The sequence below is a fragment of the Streptomyces sp. NPDC058051 genome (genome assembly GCF_042885475.1).
Lineage (GTDB): Bacteria > Actinomycetota > Actinomycetes > Streptomycetales > Streptomycetaceae > Streptomyces.
On sequence record NZ_JBHVRW010000032.1, the window covers coordinates 1 to 13,591 of the forward strand.

The window sequence follows — 13,591 nt, forward strand, 5'->3', positions numbered from 1 at the left end:
GGTGCGAAGGCGGATGGGGCGTGGTATTTGCATGAGGCGACTCGTTCGTGTGGTCTGGGTTTCTTCGTGATGTTCTCGTCGGCGGGGGGTTCTGTGCTGGCGGCGGGGCAGGCGAACTATGCGGCGGCGAATGTGTTCCTGGATGCGTTGGCGGTGCAGCGGCGTTTTGAGGGTCTGCCGGCGACGTCGATGGCGTATGGGTTGTGGTCGGGTGCGGGGATGGGGCAGTGGTTGGGTGAGGCGGATCTGGAGCGGATGAGGCGGCAGGGGTTGCCTGCGTTGGATCCGGTTCAGGGGTTGGCGTTGTTCGATGCGGGTCTGGCGTCGGGCCGGGCGGCGGTTGTTCCGTTGCCGATCGATGTCGCGGCCCTCCGTGCGCGTACCGACACGATTCCCGCTCTCCTCCGCGACCTCGCCCCCACCACCACCCGACGGCGCACTTCCGTCACCAGGACGGACACCGCGTCGCTCCGGCAGCGGATCGCACAGGCGGAAGAGGCCGAGCAGGAGGCCGTCCTCCGGTCACTCGTCCTGGAGCGGGCAGCCACTCTCCTCGGCCACAGCACGGCGGACGCCCTCGACCCCGAGCGCGATTTCCTGGAGTCGGGATTCGACTCGCTGAGTGCGATGGAACTCCGTAACGCACTGATGAAGGACACCGGGCTACGACTGCCCCCCATGGTGGTCTTCGACAGCAAGAGCCCCGCGCAATTGGCCAGGCTTCTGCGTACGGAATTCCTGGCCTCCGGGCTCCGGGCGGACGACGGCGGCGCGGCGGAGCGGGACGCCGGCGAAGCCCGTTCCGGTACCGGCGCCACAGCCGACGACGTCAGGGCCGGAGCCGGGACTGCCGGGCACCCGACCGGCCGGGCTCCTGAGACGCTGCGTGACCTGTTCCATTCCGCCGTTGTGGCCGGACAGGCCGACAAGGGGTTCGCGCTGCTGCAGGCCGCAGCCAGTATTCGACCGGGCTTCGCCTCCGCCGCAGAGATCGACCGGCTGCCTTCCGCCGTACGGCTCACGGATTCCGCCGACGGGCCACACCTGATCTGCCTGAGCACCCCGATGGCCACGGGCGGTGTCCATCAGCACGCGCGGCTGGTCTCCCACTTCGGTGGCCGACGCAGGATCTCGGCGCTGCCCGTCCCCGGATTCGTCGCGGGGGAGAGCCTGCCGACATCGTCGGACGCGGCGGTCCAGGCACTTGCCCGGAGCGTACTGGACGCCGCGGGCGGCGAACCGTTCGTCCTGCTCGGATACTCGTCGGGCGGAACCCTCGCCTACGCCACCGCGGGATACCTCGAAAAGGAATGCGGTGTGAGCCCTGCGGGCGTCATCCTGCTCGACACCTTCAAGGTGCACGACGGCGGCGGCGACGGCGTGCCCATGGACGATCTCGCACTGGGCATGTTCGACAAGGAGACGGTCTTCGGGCAGTTCGACAGCAGCAGGCTCTCCGCGATGGGCCGCTGGGTGGAACTGGTACCGCAACTGCCGCTCACCGCGGTCGATTCGCCGGTGCTCTTCGTCCAGTGCACGCAGTCCTTCGTCCCGGACGGCGACGACACATCGCCCGAGTTGGTCGACGGTCGGGCGGAACCGTGGGAGGCCACGCACACGCTGCGGACGGTACGGGCCAACCACTTCACCCTTGTCGAGGACAGAGCCGAGGAGACCGCACGCGTCATCGACGAATGGCTTGCCTCCGAGACCTTCCACGATCCGGCCGAGTGGCGATGACGGACGCATACAGGGCAGGGCGGGCAGGGCGGGCCGCAAAAAGCCCAAGGCGTCGACGAGCGTCGACGGCCCGCCTCAGCACGGCCGAGGATCCCGATGTGGTTCCCGACGGGGTTCCCGACGCGACGTGGTCCCCGTCGAGGTTGCCGCCGAGGCGAAGGACCCGGGCCCATGGCGAACGATCGAGCGGTGAGGCACCACGGCCGATGAGTAGTACCCATAGGCCCATCAGCGATCAGCACCCCGGGGCACAGGCTGTGGCGCTCGTACACGAGACCCAGCACTCCCCTCCGCAAGCGACGCGAAGCGAGGCGAAGTGACGTGACTGTGGCACCCAGCGCGAAGGGGACCGTACCGTTCGGCGCGTACGAGACGTGGTACCGGGTGACGGGTGATCTCCGTGCCGACGGGCCCGCTCTCGTCGTCGTGCACGGCGGACCCGGCTCCACGCACGACTACCTCCAGAACCTGAGCGATCTCGCGGAGGGCTCACGCTCGGTCGTGCACTACGACCAGATCGGGAACGGCGGCTCCACTCATCTGCCCCATCGCGGGGCGGACTTCTGGACAGTGGACCTGTTCGCCGCGGAACTCGACAACCTGCTGGAACGCCTCGGCATAGCCGACAACTACGTGCTGTTCGGCCAGTCCTGGGGCGGGATGCTGATCACCCGACACGCAGCGTCACGCCCGGCCGGACTGCGGGGTCTGGTCATCGCCAACTCGCCCGCCTCCTACCCCCTCTGGCTCCAAGAGGCCAAACTCCTCCGGGACCAGCTCCCCCCGAACGTCAACGAAACACTCCTCCGGCACGAGGCCGCCGGAACCACCGACACCGACGAGTACTACGCGGCCATGCGGCCCTTCTACGAGCGCCACGTGTGCCGCCTCACCCCCTGGCCCCGGGACTACCTGGCCTCCTTCTACGAGGTGTACAACGACCCCACGGTGTACTACGCGATGAACGGACCGAGCGAGTTCCACGTGAACGGCACCTTGCGCGACTGGTCGGTCATCGATCACTGCCCTGACATCAACGTGCCGACGCTCCTCATCTCCGGTCGGCACGACGAGGCGACACCGGCCACGGTGCAGCCCTTCATGGACCACATCGCAGGCGCACGGTGGGAAATCTTCGAGGAATCGAGCCACCTGCCGCATCTGGAGGAACCAGAACGCTTCAAGGAAGTCATGCGGACATTCCTCGACGAGGTGGACCGGTCCTGAGAACGCGGGTTCGTGAGGTGCTGCCCGTTCCCCAGCGAGGCGGACAGGACACGGTCGGGACGCCGGCACGGTCAGGGCGTCGGCGGGCGTCGGCGTGCGTCGGCGGAGACTCGGCCGGGCGTCGGCCGGGCGTCGGCGGGGTGGGCGGGGTGGGCGGGCTCTTCCGCTCCGACGAATTGTTTCGACGAACTGTTCCGGCGGATCCTCCCGATGCGCTGTACCTTGCCCGCCGGGGTCAGTCCATGCTGCCCTCAGGTCCCTGGCATCAGCAGTCACGGGTTGTGTATGCAGGTGTAGTTGAGACTCCCACGCCGGAATGAGACTCCCCGTGCACGATCACGAGAACGCCAGGACCACCAGGACCACCAGGACCGCAAGCGACCGTGCATCCGCAGCCTCCCACTTGCGGCCTCCCGGCCTGCTTGCCCTGCAGGCCACCGTCGGGAACGACGCGGTCGTCCAGATGCTGCGCGACGCCGGCCACCCCTGGGCCCAGGCCCAGGCCCAGGCCCAGGCCCAGGCCCAGGCCCAGGCCCAGGCCCAGGCCCAGGACCAGGCCCAGGCCCAAGGTCAGCACCAGCACAGCGCCGCGGCCGGGTATCAGGACACCCGGCCGGCCGTGCAGCCCGCCGTGCAGCGCTCCACTGTGCATGACGTCCTGCGCGCTTCTGGCCGACCGTTGGACGAGACGATCCGCACCGACATGGAGGCCCGCCTCGGTGCGGACTTCTCCGACGTCCGCGTCCACGACGACAAGGCCGCCCGTGCTTCGGCTGCCGAAGTCGGCGCCCGCGCCTACACCAGTGGCGACCACGTCGTCATCGGCGACGGAGGCTTCGACGAGCACACCCTCGCCCACGAACTCACCCATGTCATGCAGCAACGCCACGGTTCCGTGGCCGGTACGGACAACGGGGCGGGGCTGAAGGTATCCGACCCGGCGGACCGCTTCGAGCGGGAGGCGGAGGCAAACGCCGTCCGGGTCATGCGGGCTCCTCAGGCAGGTCCTGGCGCGGCGGTCACGCGTTCCAGGCAAGACGATTGATCGCGCTTTTGAAATACTTGAATCCCATAAGGAGGCCGCCGAGAAGACGGGGTCGCAGATGTCGGAACTGGGGTTCTATGTCGACGACAAACACAAGGCGAATCTTGCGCAAGCCGAGATTGATTTGGCGAATGACGTAGAGAAAGGCAAGGATCAAAAGACCTCTGCGTCCCTGCGGCCGTTTCTCCTCCGGCAGGCCATCAATTCATATCTCACCTATATCAACTGCATTCCGGGTGCGACTATCGACGCTGCGGATGCGACAGGGAAGGGAGAGGGGGCGATCCGAAAGGATCTGATGGATCACGAGAAGGAAAAGGAGAAGCTGTCCTGGTCTGACCTTCAGAAGAAACTGCTCGGGCTCATCGATCTGAAGGGCGTGGAAAAACCGGAGCAGCGGCTGGCGTTGCTGGCGAACCACATGGATCTCGTCAAAGATTCCTACCCCAAGGCGTGGAAAGATTCCAGGCTCAATAAGAAGAATACTGACGATCTTCTTGAGAAGCGGCAGGACCTCTACGAGAAGTGACTCCGGGCGAAGAAGAAGGGACGACGACGGCCACGAGATACGACAAGAGAGCTTACGTCTTCCACGGCGCCGTTACCGTCGCCTCGATTCCGGCTCTGGCGCAGACCGTGATGTGCCGGGCAGGGGCCTGTCCGGCACATTGCTGATAGCCGCTGCTTCGGTTGTGCCTCGACTGTCAGAGGTGCGCAGTACGGTCCCTCCATGACAACCAGAATCGACCTGACGCTTGATGCTGCGAACGCGCAGACTCTTGCCGTCTTCTGGAAAACGGCCCTTGGCTATGTCGACGAGCCGCCGCCTGCTCCCTTCAAGACGCGCGAGGAGTGGTTCGCGCAGTTCGACCTGCCAGAGGACGACTCCGTGGATGACGGTGCATGGCTCTGTGATCCCGACGGTGTCGGCCCGCGCCTCTGCATCCTCAAGGTCCCCGAGCCCAAGACAGCGAAGAACCGGCTCCACATCGACGTCCGAGTGCCAGGGCACGGGGGTCCTGACGAGCGATGGGCACGGATCAAGGCGGAGTCCGAACGCCTGGTGCGAGCCGGCGGGACCGCCCTGGAGAAGTTTGACGGACACCATGTCCTGATGGCCGACCCGGAGGGTAACGAGTTCTGCGTCGGCGCAGCCTCTGCGTGATGGCTCGACAGGAACAAGGGCCCCGCACCCCTCCGCGCCACCGCCCCCTCCGCGCCACCGCCCCCTCCGCGCCACCGCCCCCTCCGCGCCACCGCACCCGCCGGATCGCCGCGCTCCTGCAGGCCACCGCTCTGTCCCGACCACCCACCCACCCACCCACCTGCCTGTCGGTGAGAGCGCCATGGCGAGCCACTCGGAAATGGCCCGTGCACACATCTTGTCACTGAGTGCCACGCGCCTTACTCTCCCCATGTAACCCGCCAGTAACTAAGTTGCTGTGCGGGGTAGTTCGGCGGCCTGGTGCTGTCGGCGACAGGACGGCGGAGCCGCAGCCACGAGCGTCGGGTATCCGCCGACCGCAGGGGTGCGCCGCTCGCCGGGCGCCGAAGAACGTACGACTGCCCGCGAGGACGCACGACTGCCCGCGCGTGGTCGGTTGCCCGTCACTGCGTGCCTCGCCCCGGCGCGCAGAGCACCAGTACCGGCGTTGCGCTGCCCGACAGCGGTGGTGGCATCGCCGTGTGATCTGCACGAACGGATGAACGGACAGGAGGCCGGCTACAGCCATGGCTGTAGCCGGGGACAGCCCATGGCTGTCAACTCAGGTCCGACATGGGTCACGGCGTCATCCCTCCGCCGCCGTCGGCCGGCACAGCCCCCACTTACGGACGAAGCAGGGAGTGAGCCGCATGAACCTACTCCGCCGCACCGACCGGCCGGATCGACCGCCCACCGGACGCCGTGGCGCCGGACGGCCCGAGCGTTCCGCGCGCCGCAGATCCACCGCCCCGACCCGCAACCGCATGGTCGCCACCGCGCTCGTGGCACTCGCCTGCCTGAGCGTCCAGGCGATCCCTGCCGCAGCCGCCACCGGTTCGGCCGATGTCGCTGCAAGTGCCGCGGCCGTCCCCGAGTTCTACCAGCCGCCCGCGTCGCTTCCCTCGGCCGACGGCGCCCTGATCCGGACCGAACACCTTCCGCTCGCGCTCAGCCTGCCCGGCATCGGTGGCCCGCTGCCGGGAACCGCGACCCGGTTGATGTACAAGTCCACCGACTCCAACGGTCAACCCGTCGCGGTGACCGGTGCCTACATCGAGCCCTCGGCGGCGTGGAAGGGCGGCAGCCCGCGACCGCTGGTGGCCGTGGCCCCCGGCACGATGGGGCAGGGCGACCAGTGCGCGGCCTCCCTGGGACTGGAACACCCGATCGCGCTGAACGGCGAGAGCGTGTCGATCGGTTACGAGGACCTGTCGATCTACCGTCTCCTGGCCTCCGGCGTCGCGGTGGTCGTCACCGACTATGTCGGGCTCGGCGCGACCGACCGGCTCCACACCTACGTCAACCGCCTCGACGGCGGACACGCCCTGCTCGACGCCGTCCGCGCCGCGCGCGCACTGCCCGCGGCGTCGATCACCTCCGACTCGCGCGTCGGTCTCTTCGGCTACAGCCAGGGCGGCGGCGCCAGCGCGGCAGCCGCCGAACTCCAGCCGTCCTACGCCCCGGAGATCACGCTCGCAGGCACCTACTCCGGTGCGCCGCCCGCCAACCTGACCGAGGTCATCAAGGGGATCGACGGCAGCGCCCTGGCAGGCGCCCTGGGCTGGTCGCTCAACGGCTTCCTCCAGGCGTACCCCGACCTGCGGGCCCTCGCCGACAGGTATCTCAACACCGCGGGCAGGACGGCTCTGGGCGACCTGTCCACCATGTGCGTCGGTGACGCGATCTTCGGATACGGGTTCAAGAAGAGCACGGCATGGACCACCACCGGTCAGTCCCTCAGCGACATCGTGCGGAGCGAGCCGGAACTCCAGGCCACCCTCGACGATCAGCGCATCGGCACCCTCAAGCCGGCCGGTCCGGTACGGCTGGCGACCGGCGTCCAGGACGACATCGTCCCCCACGCGCAGGCGCGCCAACTCGCCGTCGACTGGTGCGGCAAGGGAGCCAACGTCACCTACGAGGCCGTCATCCTGCCCAACCTCGGCGACGGACTGCTCACCAACCATCTCGTGCCGCTGCTCACCGACCAGGGAAGCGCCATCTCCTGGCTCACCGACCGGCTCTCCGGCAAGGCCGCCACGTCCAACTGCTGGACGATGCCGCTGCAACCCTGACGGATCCTCCGCGTTCAGTGACCGGCTGAGAAACGCACCGGCATGGAGTCGGGGAACACACCGGCATCGACCAGTACGACCCGGCTGTTCGTCCCTCGGCCTCCGCTGTTCGTCCCTCGGACCCGGATGTCCGTCCCTCGGACCCGGCTGTTCGTCCTTCGGCCCCGGCGCAACCCGCGTCGGGGCCGCTGCTTCACTCCTGTCGTCATCACGAAGAACTTCTCGTCGCGCACGACCTCGTCCTCAGGCTTACGGCGCACGGCAGTTGACCGATGCGGCGCGCTGGTCGCGGCCGTGCGCGGAGCGCTTCGCGGGTGTTTTCGGGCGTGAACCTAACAGGCATTCCGCCATCATGTCTAGACCAACTTTCGTCACTTTCCGTTGCGAGCCTTGCGTGTTGCGTGAGTGAATGGTGACCTGGGTCACAAGATCCTTGACAGTCGCGGGGTGGCTGCCGAAAGCTCGTTCATCATTGGTCTGGACCACGATGAATGGACGGGGTTCATGTTCGAGCCGCCGCATGCCTCCGTTCCGGATGTGCTGCTCTCCCGACGTGAATGCTGCTACCTCGCAACGGAGTTGATGCCACGATCCGGACACGTGGTCCAGGTGTGCGATGGCCTGGAGAGCTTATGAGCCGACAGTTTCCGGACGTACGCCTGGCGTTGGGCGAGATGTGGCAGACCCTCGGTGGAATGACCCTGCTGAGCCGGTACGGCCCCGACGTTCCCTGGCCGCACGCGTCCTGGGCCCGCGAAGCGCACGGCGCGCTGACACCGCGTCTGAAGGCGGTCGTCGCCCTGGCCCGTCCGCGAGGCCGCATTCCCTCGTTCCTGACCGCGGGCGTCACCTCACGAAGAGCCGGCGTCGTCGACGAACTCGATGCGATGGTGCGCACACCGCCGGGGCTCGTCCGGGACGAACTGGCCCGGGAGTACCCTGAGGCGTTCGCGGACCCGGTGATCGCAGCGCTGATTCGTGACCCGGAACGTCAGCTGCACTACCTGGCGGTCGAGTTCGCCACCTTCTGGCGGGCCGCGATCGAACCGCGCGGGGCCGGCCTCGTGCGTTCCCTGGAGGAAGAGATCCTCTTCCGTTCGCGCACCCTGGCGATGAGCGGGGGAGCGGCGCTGCTCCACGACCTCGGGATCCCGTCCGAGCGCACCGGCGGAGTGGACCGCCTGACCGTGGTGCCGATGCTTCTCACGGACGGTACCCACTGGTGGTCGGTCGCCGACGGCCGGACCGTGGTCTCCTTCGCGGCGCGGGGAGCGGGCCTCCTGCACCGCGGACCCGAACGGGACGGCGCGACGCAGCCCCAGCGGGCGGACCGTCTGGCGATCCTTCTGGGCCGGGGGCGCGCCTCTGTCGTCCGCGAGCTGGCCGTACCGATCACCACGTCCGCCCTCGCCGACCATCTGGGGCTCGCCGTGAGCACCGTGTCCCAGCATCTGGCGGCCCTCGTCTCGGCCGGGGTGGTGCAACGGCACCGGGCCGGCACCCGCGTCCTTTACGAGCTGAACCGTGAGGGCGTGACGCTGGCGAAGTGCCTGATGAATCCATAGTCGGCAGTAGTCGGCAGTAGTCGGCAGTAGTCGGCAGTAGTCGACGGTAGTCGACAGCTGACGGACGCCTTGCGACGGCCGTCACCCCGCGGCTCTCAACGGCCCGAGGCACGCTCCCACGCGTCCTCGTCGGGTCGTACGCCGAGGGCGACCCCGGCCGTACGCCGAGGGTGACTCCAGCTCTGTACACCGAGGGTGACTCCGGCTCTGTACGCCAAGGGCGACTCCGGCGCTCCACTTCGAGGGCGACTCCGGCTCCGCGAGGCGCAAGTGCGGCGATTCGGCATACACCGAAAGGCTTGTTGCACCTCGCGCGGTCGACCAGGGTCGAGATGGCAACAGCTCGACCGGAGGACCACGGCGACGTGAGCGAGACGCCAGAACCGTCAACCACACGCCAGCAACCGTCAACCACACGCCGTGGTCCCGCCGCCTTTGCGGGCGGCACCACCTTGTTTCGCGGCCTCCCGGCTCCCCGCCTCCCACCGCTCCGTGGAAGCGGACACGTGAGGACGCGTGAGGAGCCCCGTACCGAACCGCTGCGGGAGCGGTCGGGCCCGCCCGGCCACCGAGAACGTGAGCACTGGAGTGATTGCATGCCGACGCCCGACCGCTATCTGCACCGAGCCCCTTCGGGCCTCCCCTATTTCAGCGCGGACGGTGAGGCGTATCTGGCCGAGACACCGTTGAGGGACATCCGGAAGTCGCGAGAACTCCGCGTGCTGTCCGAGGAGGACTTCGCCTTCTGGCAGACCTACGGCTACGTCATCGTGAAGGAGGCGATTCCCGCTGCCACGGCCGAGCAACTCCTCGCGTTCACCTGGGAATTCCAGGGTCTGGATCCGGACCGGCCCGACAGCTGGTACGAGGACAGGCCGTTCCGCACGGATCTGGACCGGGAACTGCATGTCTACGGATTCGTCGAGGCGTACCACCACCAGCTTCTGTGGGACAGCCGCCAGGCACAGCGCGTCTACGACGCGTTCGTCGACGTGTGGGACTGCGAAGAGCTGTGGGTGACCCTGGACCGGCTCAATCTCAACCCGCCCAACATCAGGAACCGCGATCGCGCGCTCATCGCGCCCACGGACCAGGGCTTCGACATCGAGCTGCACTGGGATGTCGACACCACCCTCAGTGTTCTGCCACAGCGGGTCCAGGGGATCATCGCGCTGAACGACACCTCTCCGGAGTTGGGCGGCTTCCAGTGCTCGCCCGAGTTGTTCCGGCGGTTCGACCGGTGGAGGACCGCTCAGCCGGCGGACCGGGATCCGATCAGGCCGGATGTCGACCCGGTGGAGTTCCCTGTGGTCCGGCCGGAGCTCAAGGCCGGTGACCTGCTGATCTGGAACGGACTGCTGGCCCACGGTGTGGCACGGAACACCTCGGAAGACGGTGTGCGCGCGGTTCAGTACCTCTCCATGATGCCCGCCCTGGAGTCACACGAGGCGCTGCGGCGGTCGCGGGTCGACTCGTGGCGGCGGCTCAGCACACCGGACTGGAACAAGACGCTCGTCGGCGACCTCACGAGGCATGAGTCCCTGCGATACGGGCCCGCCGAGCTGAACAGCCTCGGAGAGAGACTGCTGGGCCTCACGTCCTGGAACGCGCAAGGAGCCGAACGGTCCATCGGAGAGCCGGTATGCGCAGAATCTGCCTGACCCTTCCCACGAACAGGGCGTGCGCCGCCACGATCTCGGCCATCGGTGAGGAAGCGGACTACGCGGCCGACCACTTCGACGTCGAGGTGCACCTGCTGATCCTGGACTCCTCCGACGAGGAGTCGCGAGCGGAGCACGCCCGAGTCGTCAGTGAGGCGAATCGGGCACCGAACGTGATCACGCACCACCTCGACGAGGCGCGACAGCGGGACTTCCTGCGGCGGGTGATCGAACGGTCCGGCGTGACGAAGCCGGACCTGATGCTCGACCTCATGCTTCCGTCCGACGTCTCCTACGGGGCCTGCACCAATCGCGCGTTCCTGATCGGCAGCGCGCTCGGATGCCGGTCGCTGCACCGCAGGGACTCGGACAGCCGCTACCAGGTCCTCGACGGCGAGCCCGTCTTTCCCGTCCACCACGAACTCACCTCACTCGGCCTCCCGGCGGCGGACGCGGCGAGCGGGGTGACCGAGACCGCGCTGGACCCCGAGCACGTACACAAACCCGTGGCGATGGTGGGCAGTTCGTTCGTCGGTGAACTGTCCGTGGACATCGGCGAGATCGCCCGGCTCGACTCCGGCATCTACGACGACGTCGTCAGCCTGTGGGCCGCGCCTCATTGGCCGGACGAGAGGAAGAGGCAACTGGTCGACGAATCCTTCAGGGGAGCGGGCACCGCCCCGTTCGTCGGCGACCACTCGACCCTGACCCGTGTCGACCCCATGCGCGTGGACATGTGCAACATCAGCTTCCAGGACGAGGTGTACGAGCGCGTACCGCTTCCGCCGGCGACCGACACCATCGGCAGCGACTACTTCCTCATGCATCTGGTGTACGACAGCACCCTGCCCGGGGTTTTGCACAACCGCAACATCGTCAACTTCTACACGGCCGAACGCAGAACCGACTCCGGTTTCATGGCCTACCACATGCGGCTGACGAAGTTCTTCCTCTCCATGCTCTACTTCAACGCCATCTACGACAGGATGGCGGCCGCCGGTGCGTCGCTGCTCGACGACCGGCACCACGTCCGGCCGGCGGCGGTCGCCGCACACGTCAGGGAGAGCGCCCGGTCGGACCGGGAGGAGAACGTACACCGGCTGAGCGCCCTCGATCGCTCCTACCGGCAACTGGGCGGCAGATACGCCGAGTTCGCCGAGCTTCTGGCGTCACGCGCCCGGAGACTGCTCGAAGAGGCCCAGGAGGACATCGAGGACTTCGCCCTGCTGATCGAAGCCTGGGAAACACTGGTGGCCGCGAGCAGGTCCACCGATGTCCCCGAGTCGCGCCGGTAGCCGGGCCCGGACGGTCATCATGCATCTCAACGCACCCATGCGCGCCGCCCTGTCAGCCGCCGACGAGGACCGGATCGTGTTCGATCTCGCGGGAATCGAGGCGCAATACCAATCGCTGTTGCGGGAACTGCCGGGCATCTCCATTCGCTTTGCCATGAAAGCCTGCTCCGTGGACGAGGTCCTGGCCTGCCTGGCGAAGAAGGGGTCCGGTTTCGACGCGGCAAGTCCCCAGGAGATCGAGCAGGCCATCAGGAACGGCGCACCGGTCGACAGAATTCACTACGGCAACACCATCAAGTCCGACCGGAACATCATCGACGCCCATCGCCTGGGTGTCCGGGACTTCGCGACCGACAGCCTGGAAGATGTGGCGGCCCTGGCCGAACACGCACCCGGTGCCCGTGTCTTCTGCAGACTGGCGACCAGCGGCGACGGGGCGCTCTGGGGCCTCAGCCGGAAGTTCGGATGCTCGGGAACCGACGCGGTGCGCGTGATGGAGGCGGCACGGTCCTCGGGTCTGACCCCGTCCGGCCTGTCCGTCCACGTCGGCTCACAGCAAATGACATCCGAAGCCTGGCAGGACGCGTTCGAACGACTGGCAGAGGTGATCAGGGACCTGAACCGTCGGGACATCCCTCTCGATCACGTCAATCTGGGTGGAGGTCTGCCCGCGAGCGGATATCTCGACCTTCACGGCCGGCCCCTGGATCCTCCGCTGGACAAGATGTTCGCCGTGATCCGGGAAGGCATGGAACGGCTGGCCGCAGTGTCGGACACCCCGCTGGAATTCCTCATGGAACCGGGACGTCATCTCGTCGCCGACCACGGTGCCATCAGGGCCCATGTGTCACGGCTGACGTCCAGGGAACTGCCCGACGGCGAACGCAGGCACTGGCTGTACCTGAGCTGCGGAAAGTTCAACGGCCTTTACGAGATGGACCAGTTGCAGTACCGACTGGTCTTTCCCTCCCGCACCGGAGCGGATGACGTGCGGGCTGTGGTCGCGGGACCTACATGCGACAGCGACGACGCCTACGCCCACGAACACCGTCTCGTCGCCGTACCCGAATCCGCCGCTTCGGGAGATCCGGTCTGGATCCTCTCCGCCGGCGCCTATGCCACCAGTTACATGACGCGCGGGTTCAACGGCTTCGATCCGCTTCCGTACACCTGCGGCGTCGACGTGTTCCCGGAAAGGCTGGAGTAGATGCGGCACCACGTGCGCATACGACACATCTCCGACGGGGACTGGGACGGCATCGCGGCACTGGAGGCCGCCGAGTACACGGACGACGGGCTGTCGGAGGGGCGGGACGCACTGCAGTCCAGAGCGCACGCCTCGCCGGCCACATGCTTTGTGCTGGATCTCGACCAGCGGCTGGCGGGCTATCTCCTGGCCTTGCCCTACCCGATGTTCGAGTATCCGGATCTGCGCCGGACAGAGGACATCGTCTTCCCTTCCCGTAACCTGCACCTGCACGATCTCGTCATCGCCGAGGAATTTCGCGGCAGGGGACTGGCGAAGCTTCTCCTGCGGCACTTCACGGAAACGGCCGGATCGAAGGGGTACGACGAGATATCCCTGATCGCCGTTTCGGGCAGCGATACCTTCTGGTCGGCCAACGGATACCGGGCCCGTCGCGGGGTCGCGCCCCCGGCGAGTTACGGCGCGGACGCGGTCTGCATGTCCAGACCCGTGCCCGGTGTGCGTGCCGGAAGAACGTACCCCACCCCTGAGTCCCCGCACGGGGCACCCTTGAAAGACGAAGTGGGCTGATT

At 67.4% G+C, this 13,591-nt stretch carries 11 protein-coding genes and 1 pseudogene; all 12 read left to right on the forward strand.

Annotated features, from left to right (window positions below):
* Positions 1 to 1,740: alpha/beta fold hydrolase (locus ACFVUT_RS33125; protein ID WP_389657949.1), on the forward strand; the 1,740-nt coding region annotated here is incomplete at its 5' end.
* Positions 1,741 to 2,061: 321 nt separating this feature from the next.
* Positions 2,062 to 2,967, forward strand: a complete 906-nt coding sequence (locus tag ACFVUT_RS33130; protein ID WP_389657952.1) for a proline iminopeptidase-family hydrolase — start codon at positions 2,062 to 2,064, stop codon at positions 2,965 to 2,967.
* A 316-nt stretch (positions 2,968 to 3,283) separates the two neighbouring features.
* Positions 3,284 to 3,976 (forward strand): annotated as a pseudogene (locus ACFVUT_RS33135) (DUF4157 domain-containing protein); the annotation flags it as partial.
* Between the two features lie 94 nt (positions 3,977 to 4,070).
* A complete protein-coding gene (locus tag ACFVUT_RS33140) occupies positions 4,071 to 4,541 on the forward strand; it encodes a hypothetical protein (RefSeq protein ID WP_389657955.1) in 471 nt (156 codons plus the stop codon).
* Between the two features lie 201 nt (positions 4,542 to 4,742).
* Positions 4,743 to 5,177, forward strand: coding sequence for a VOC family protein (locus tag ACFVUT_RS33145; protein WP_389657958.1), 435 nt, complete (start codon positions 4,743 to 4,745; stop codon positions 5,175 to 5,177).
* Positions 5,178 to 5,980: 803 nt separating this feature from the next.
* Entirely contained in the window at positions 5,981 to 7,291 is a 1,311-nt protein-coding gene (locus ACFVUT_RS33150; protein ID WP_389658174.1) for a lipase family protein, read from the forward strand.
* 447 nt (positions 7,292 to 7,738) lie between these two features.
* On the forward strand, positions 7,739 to 7,927 hold the full coding sequence (locus ACFVUT_RS33155) for a hypothetical protein (protein ID WP_389657961.1): 189 nt from the start codon (positions 7,739 to 7,741) through the stop codon (positions 7,925 to 7,927).
* Entirely contained in the window at positions 7,924 to 8,856 is a 933-nt protein-coding gene (locus tag ACFVUT_RS33160) for an ArsR/SmtB family transcription factor (RefSeq protein ID WP_389657964.1), read from the forward strand. The genes ACFVUT_RS33155 and ACFVUT_RS33160 overlap by 4 nt, the downstream gene beginning before the upstream one ends.
* A 596-nt stretch (positions 8,857 to 9,452) precedes the next feature.
* Entirely contained in the window at positions 9,453 to 10,517 is a 1,065-nt protein-coding gene (locus tag ACFVUT_RS33165) for a phytanoyl-CoA dioxygenase family protein (RefSeq protein ID WP_389657967.1), read from the forward strand.
* Positions 10,499 to 11,812 carry a DUF6271 family protein gene (locus ACFVUT_RS33170; RefSeq protein WP_389657970.1) on the forward strand — a complete coding sequence of 438 codons (1,314 nt, stop codon included), beginning with the start codon at positions 10,499 to 10,501 and terminating at the stop codon, positions 11,810 to 11,812. Before ACFVUT_RS33165 ends, ACFVUT_RS33170 begins: the two co-directional genes overlap by 19 nt.
* A 19-nt stretch (positions 11,813 to 11,831) precedes the next feature.
* Complete coding sequence (locus tag ACFVUT_RS33175; RefSeq protein ID WP_389657973.1) at positions 11,832 to 13,019, forward strand: type III PLP-dependent enzyme; 1,188 nt, start codon at positions 11,832 to 11,834, stop codon at positions 13,017 to 13,019.
* Positions 13,020 to 13,589, forward strand: a complete 570-nt coding sequence (locus ACFVUT_RS33180) for a GNAT family N-acetyltransferase (protein WP_389657976.1) — start codon at positions 13,020 to 13,022, stop codon at positions 13,587 to 13,589.
* The last annotated feature ends 2 nt before the right edge of the window (positions 13,590 to 13,591 follow it).

Bases quoted from the DNA above. Each gene is read 5' to 3' on its own strand.
- ACFVUT_RS33140 (WP_389657955.1), top strand. From the start codon at position 4,071: ATGTCGGAACTGGGGTTCTATGTCGACGACAAACACAAGGCGAATCTT.
- ACFVUT_RS33145 (WP_389657958.1), top strand. From the start codon at position 4,743: ATGACAACCAGAATCGACCTGACGCTTGATGCTGCGAACGCGCAGACT.
- ACFVUT_RS33150 (WP_389658174.1), top strand. From the start codon at position 5,981: ATGGTCGCCACCGCGCTCGTGGCACTCGCCTGCCTGAGCGTCCAGGCG.
- ACFVUT_RS33160 (WP_389657964.1), top strand. From the start codon at position 7,924: ATGAGCCGACAGTTTCCGGACGTACGCCTGGCGTTGGGCGAGATGTGG.
- ACFVUT_RS33165 (WP_389657967.1), top strand. From the start codon at position 9,453: ATGCCGACGCCCGACCGCTATCTGCACCGAGCCCCTTCGGGCCTCCCC.
- ACFVUT_RS33170 (WP_389657970.1), top strand. From the start codon at position 10,499: ATGCGCAGAATCTGCCTGACCCTTCCCACGAACAGGGCGTGCGCCGCC.
- ACFVUT_RS33175 (WP_389657973.1), top strand. From the start codon at position 11,832: ATGCATCTCAACGCACCCATGCGCGCCGCCCTGTCAGCCGCCGACGAG.
- ACFVUT_RS33180 (WP_389657976.1), top strand. From the start codon at position 13,020: ATGCGGCACCACGTGCGCATACGACACATCTCCGACGGGGACTGGGAC.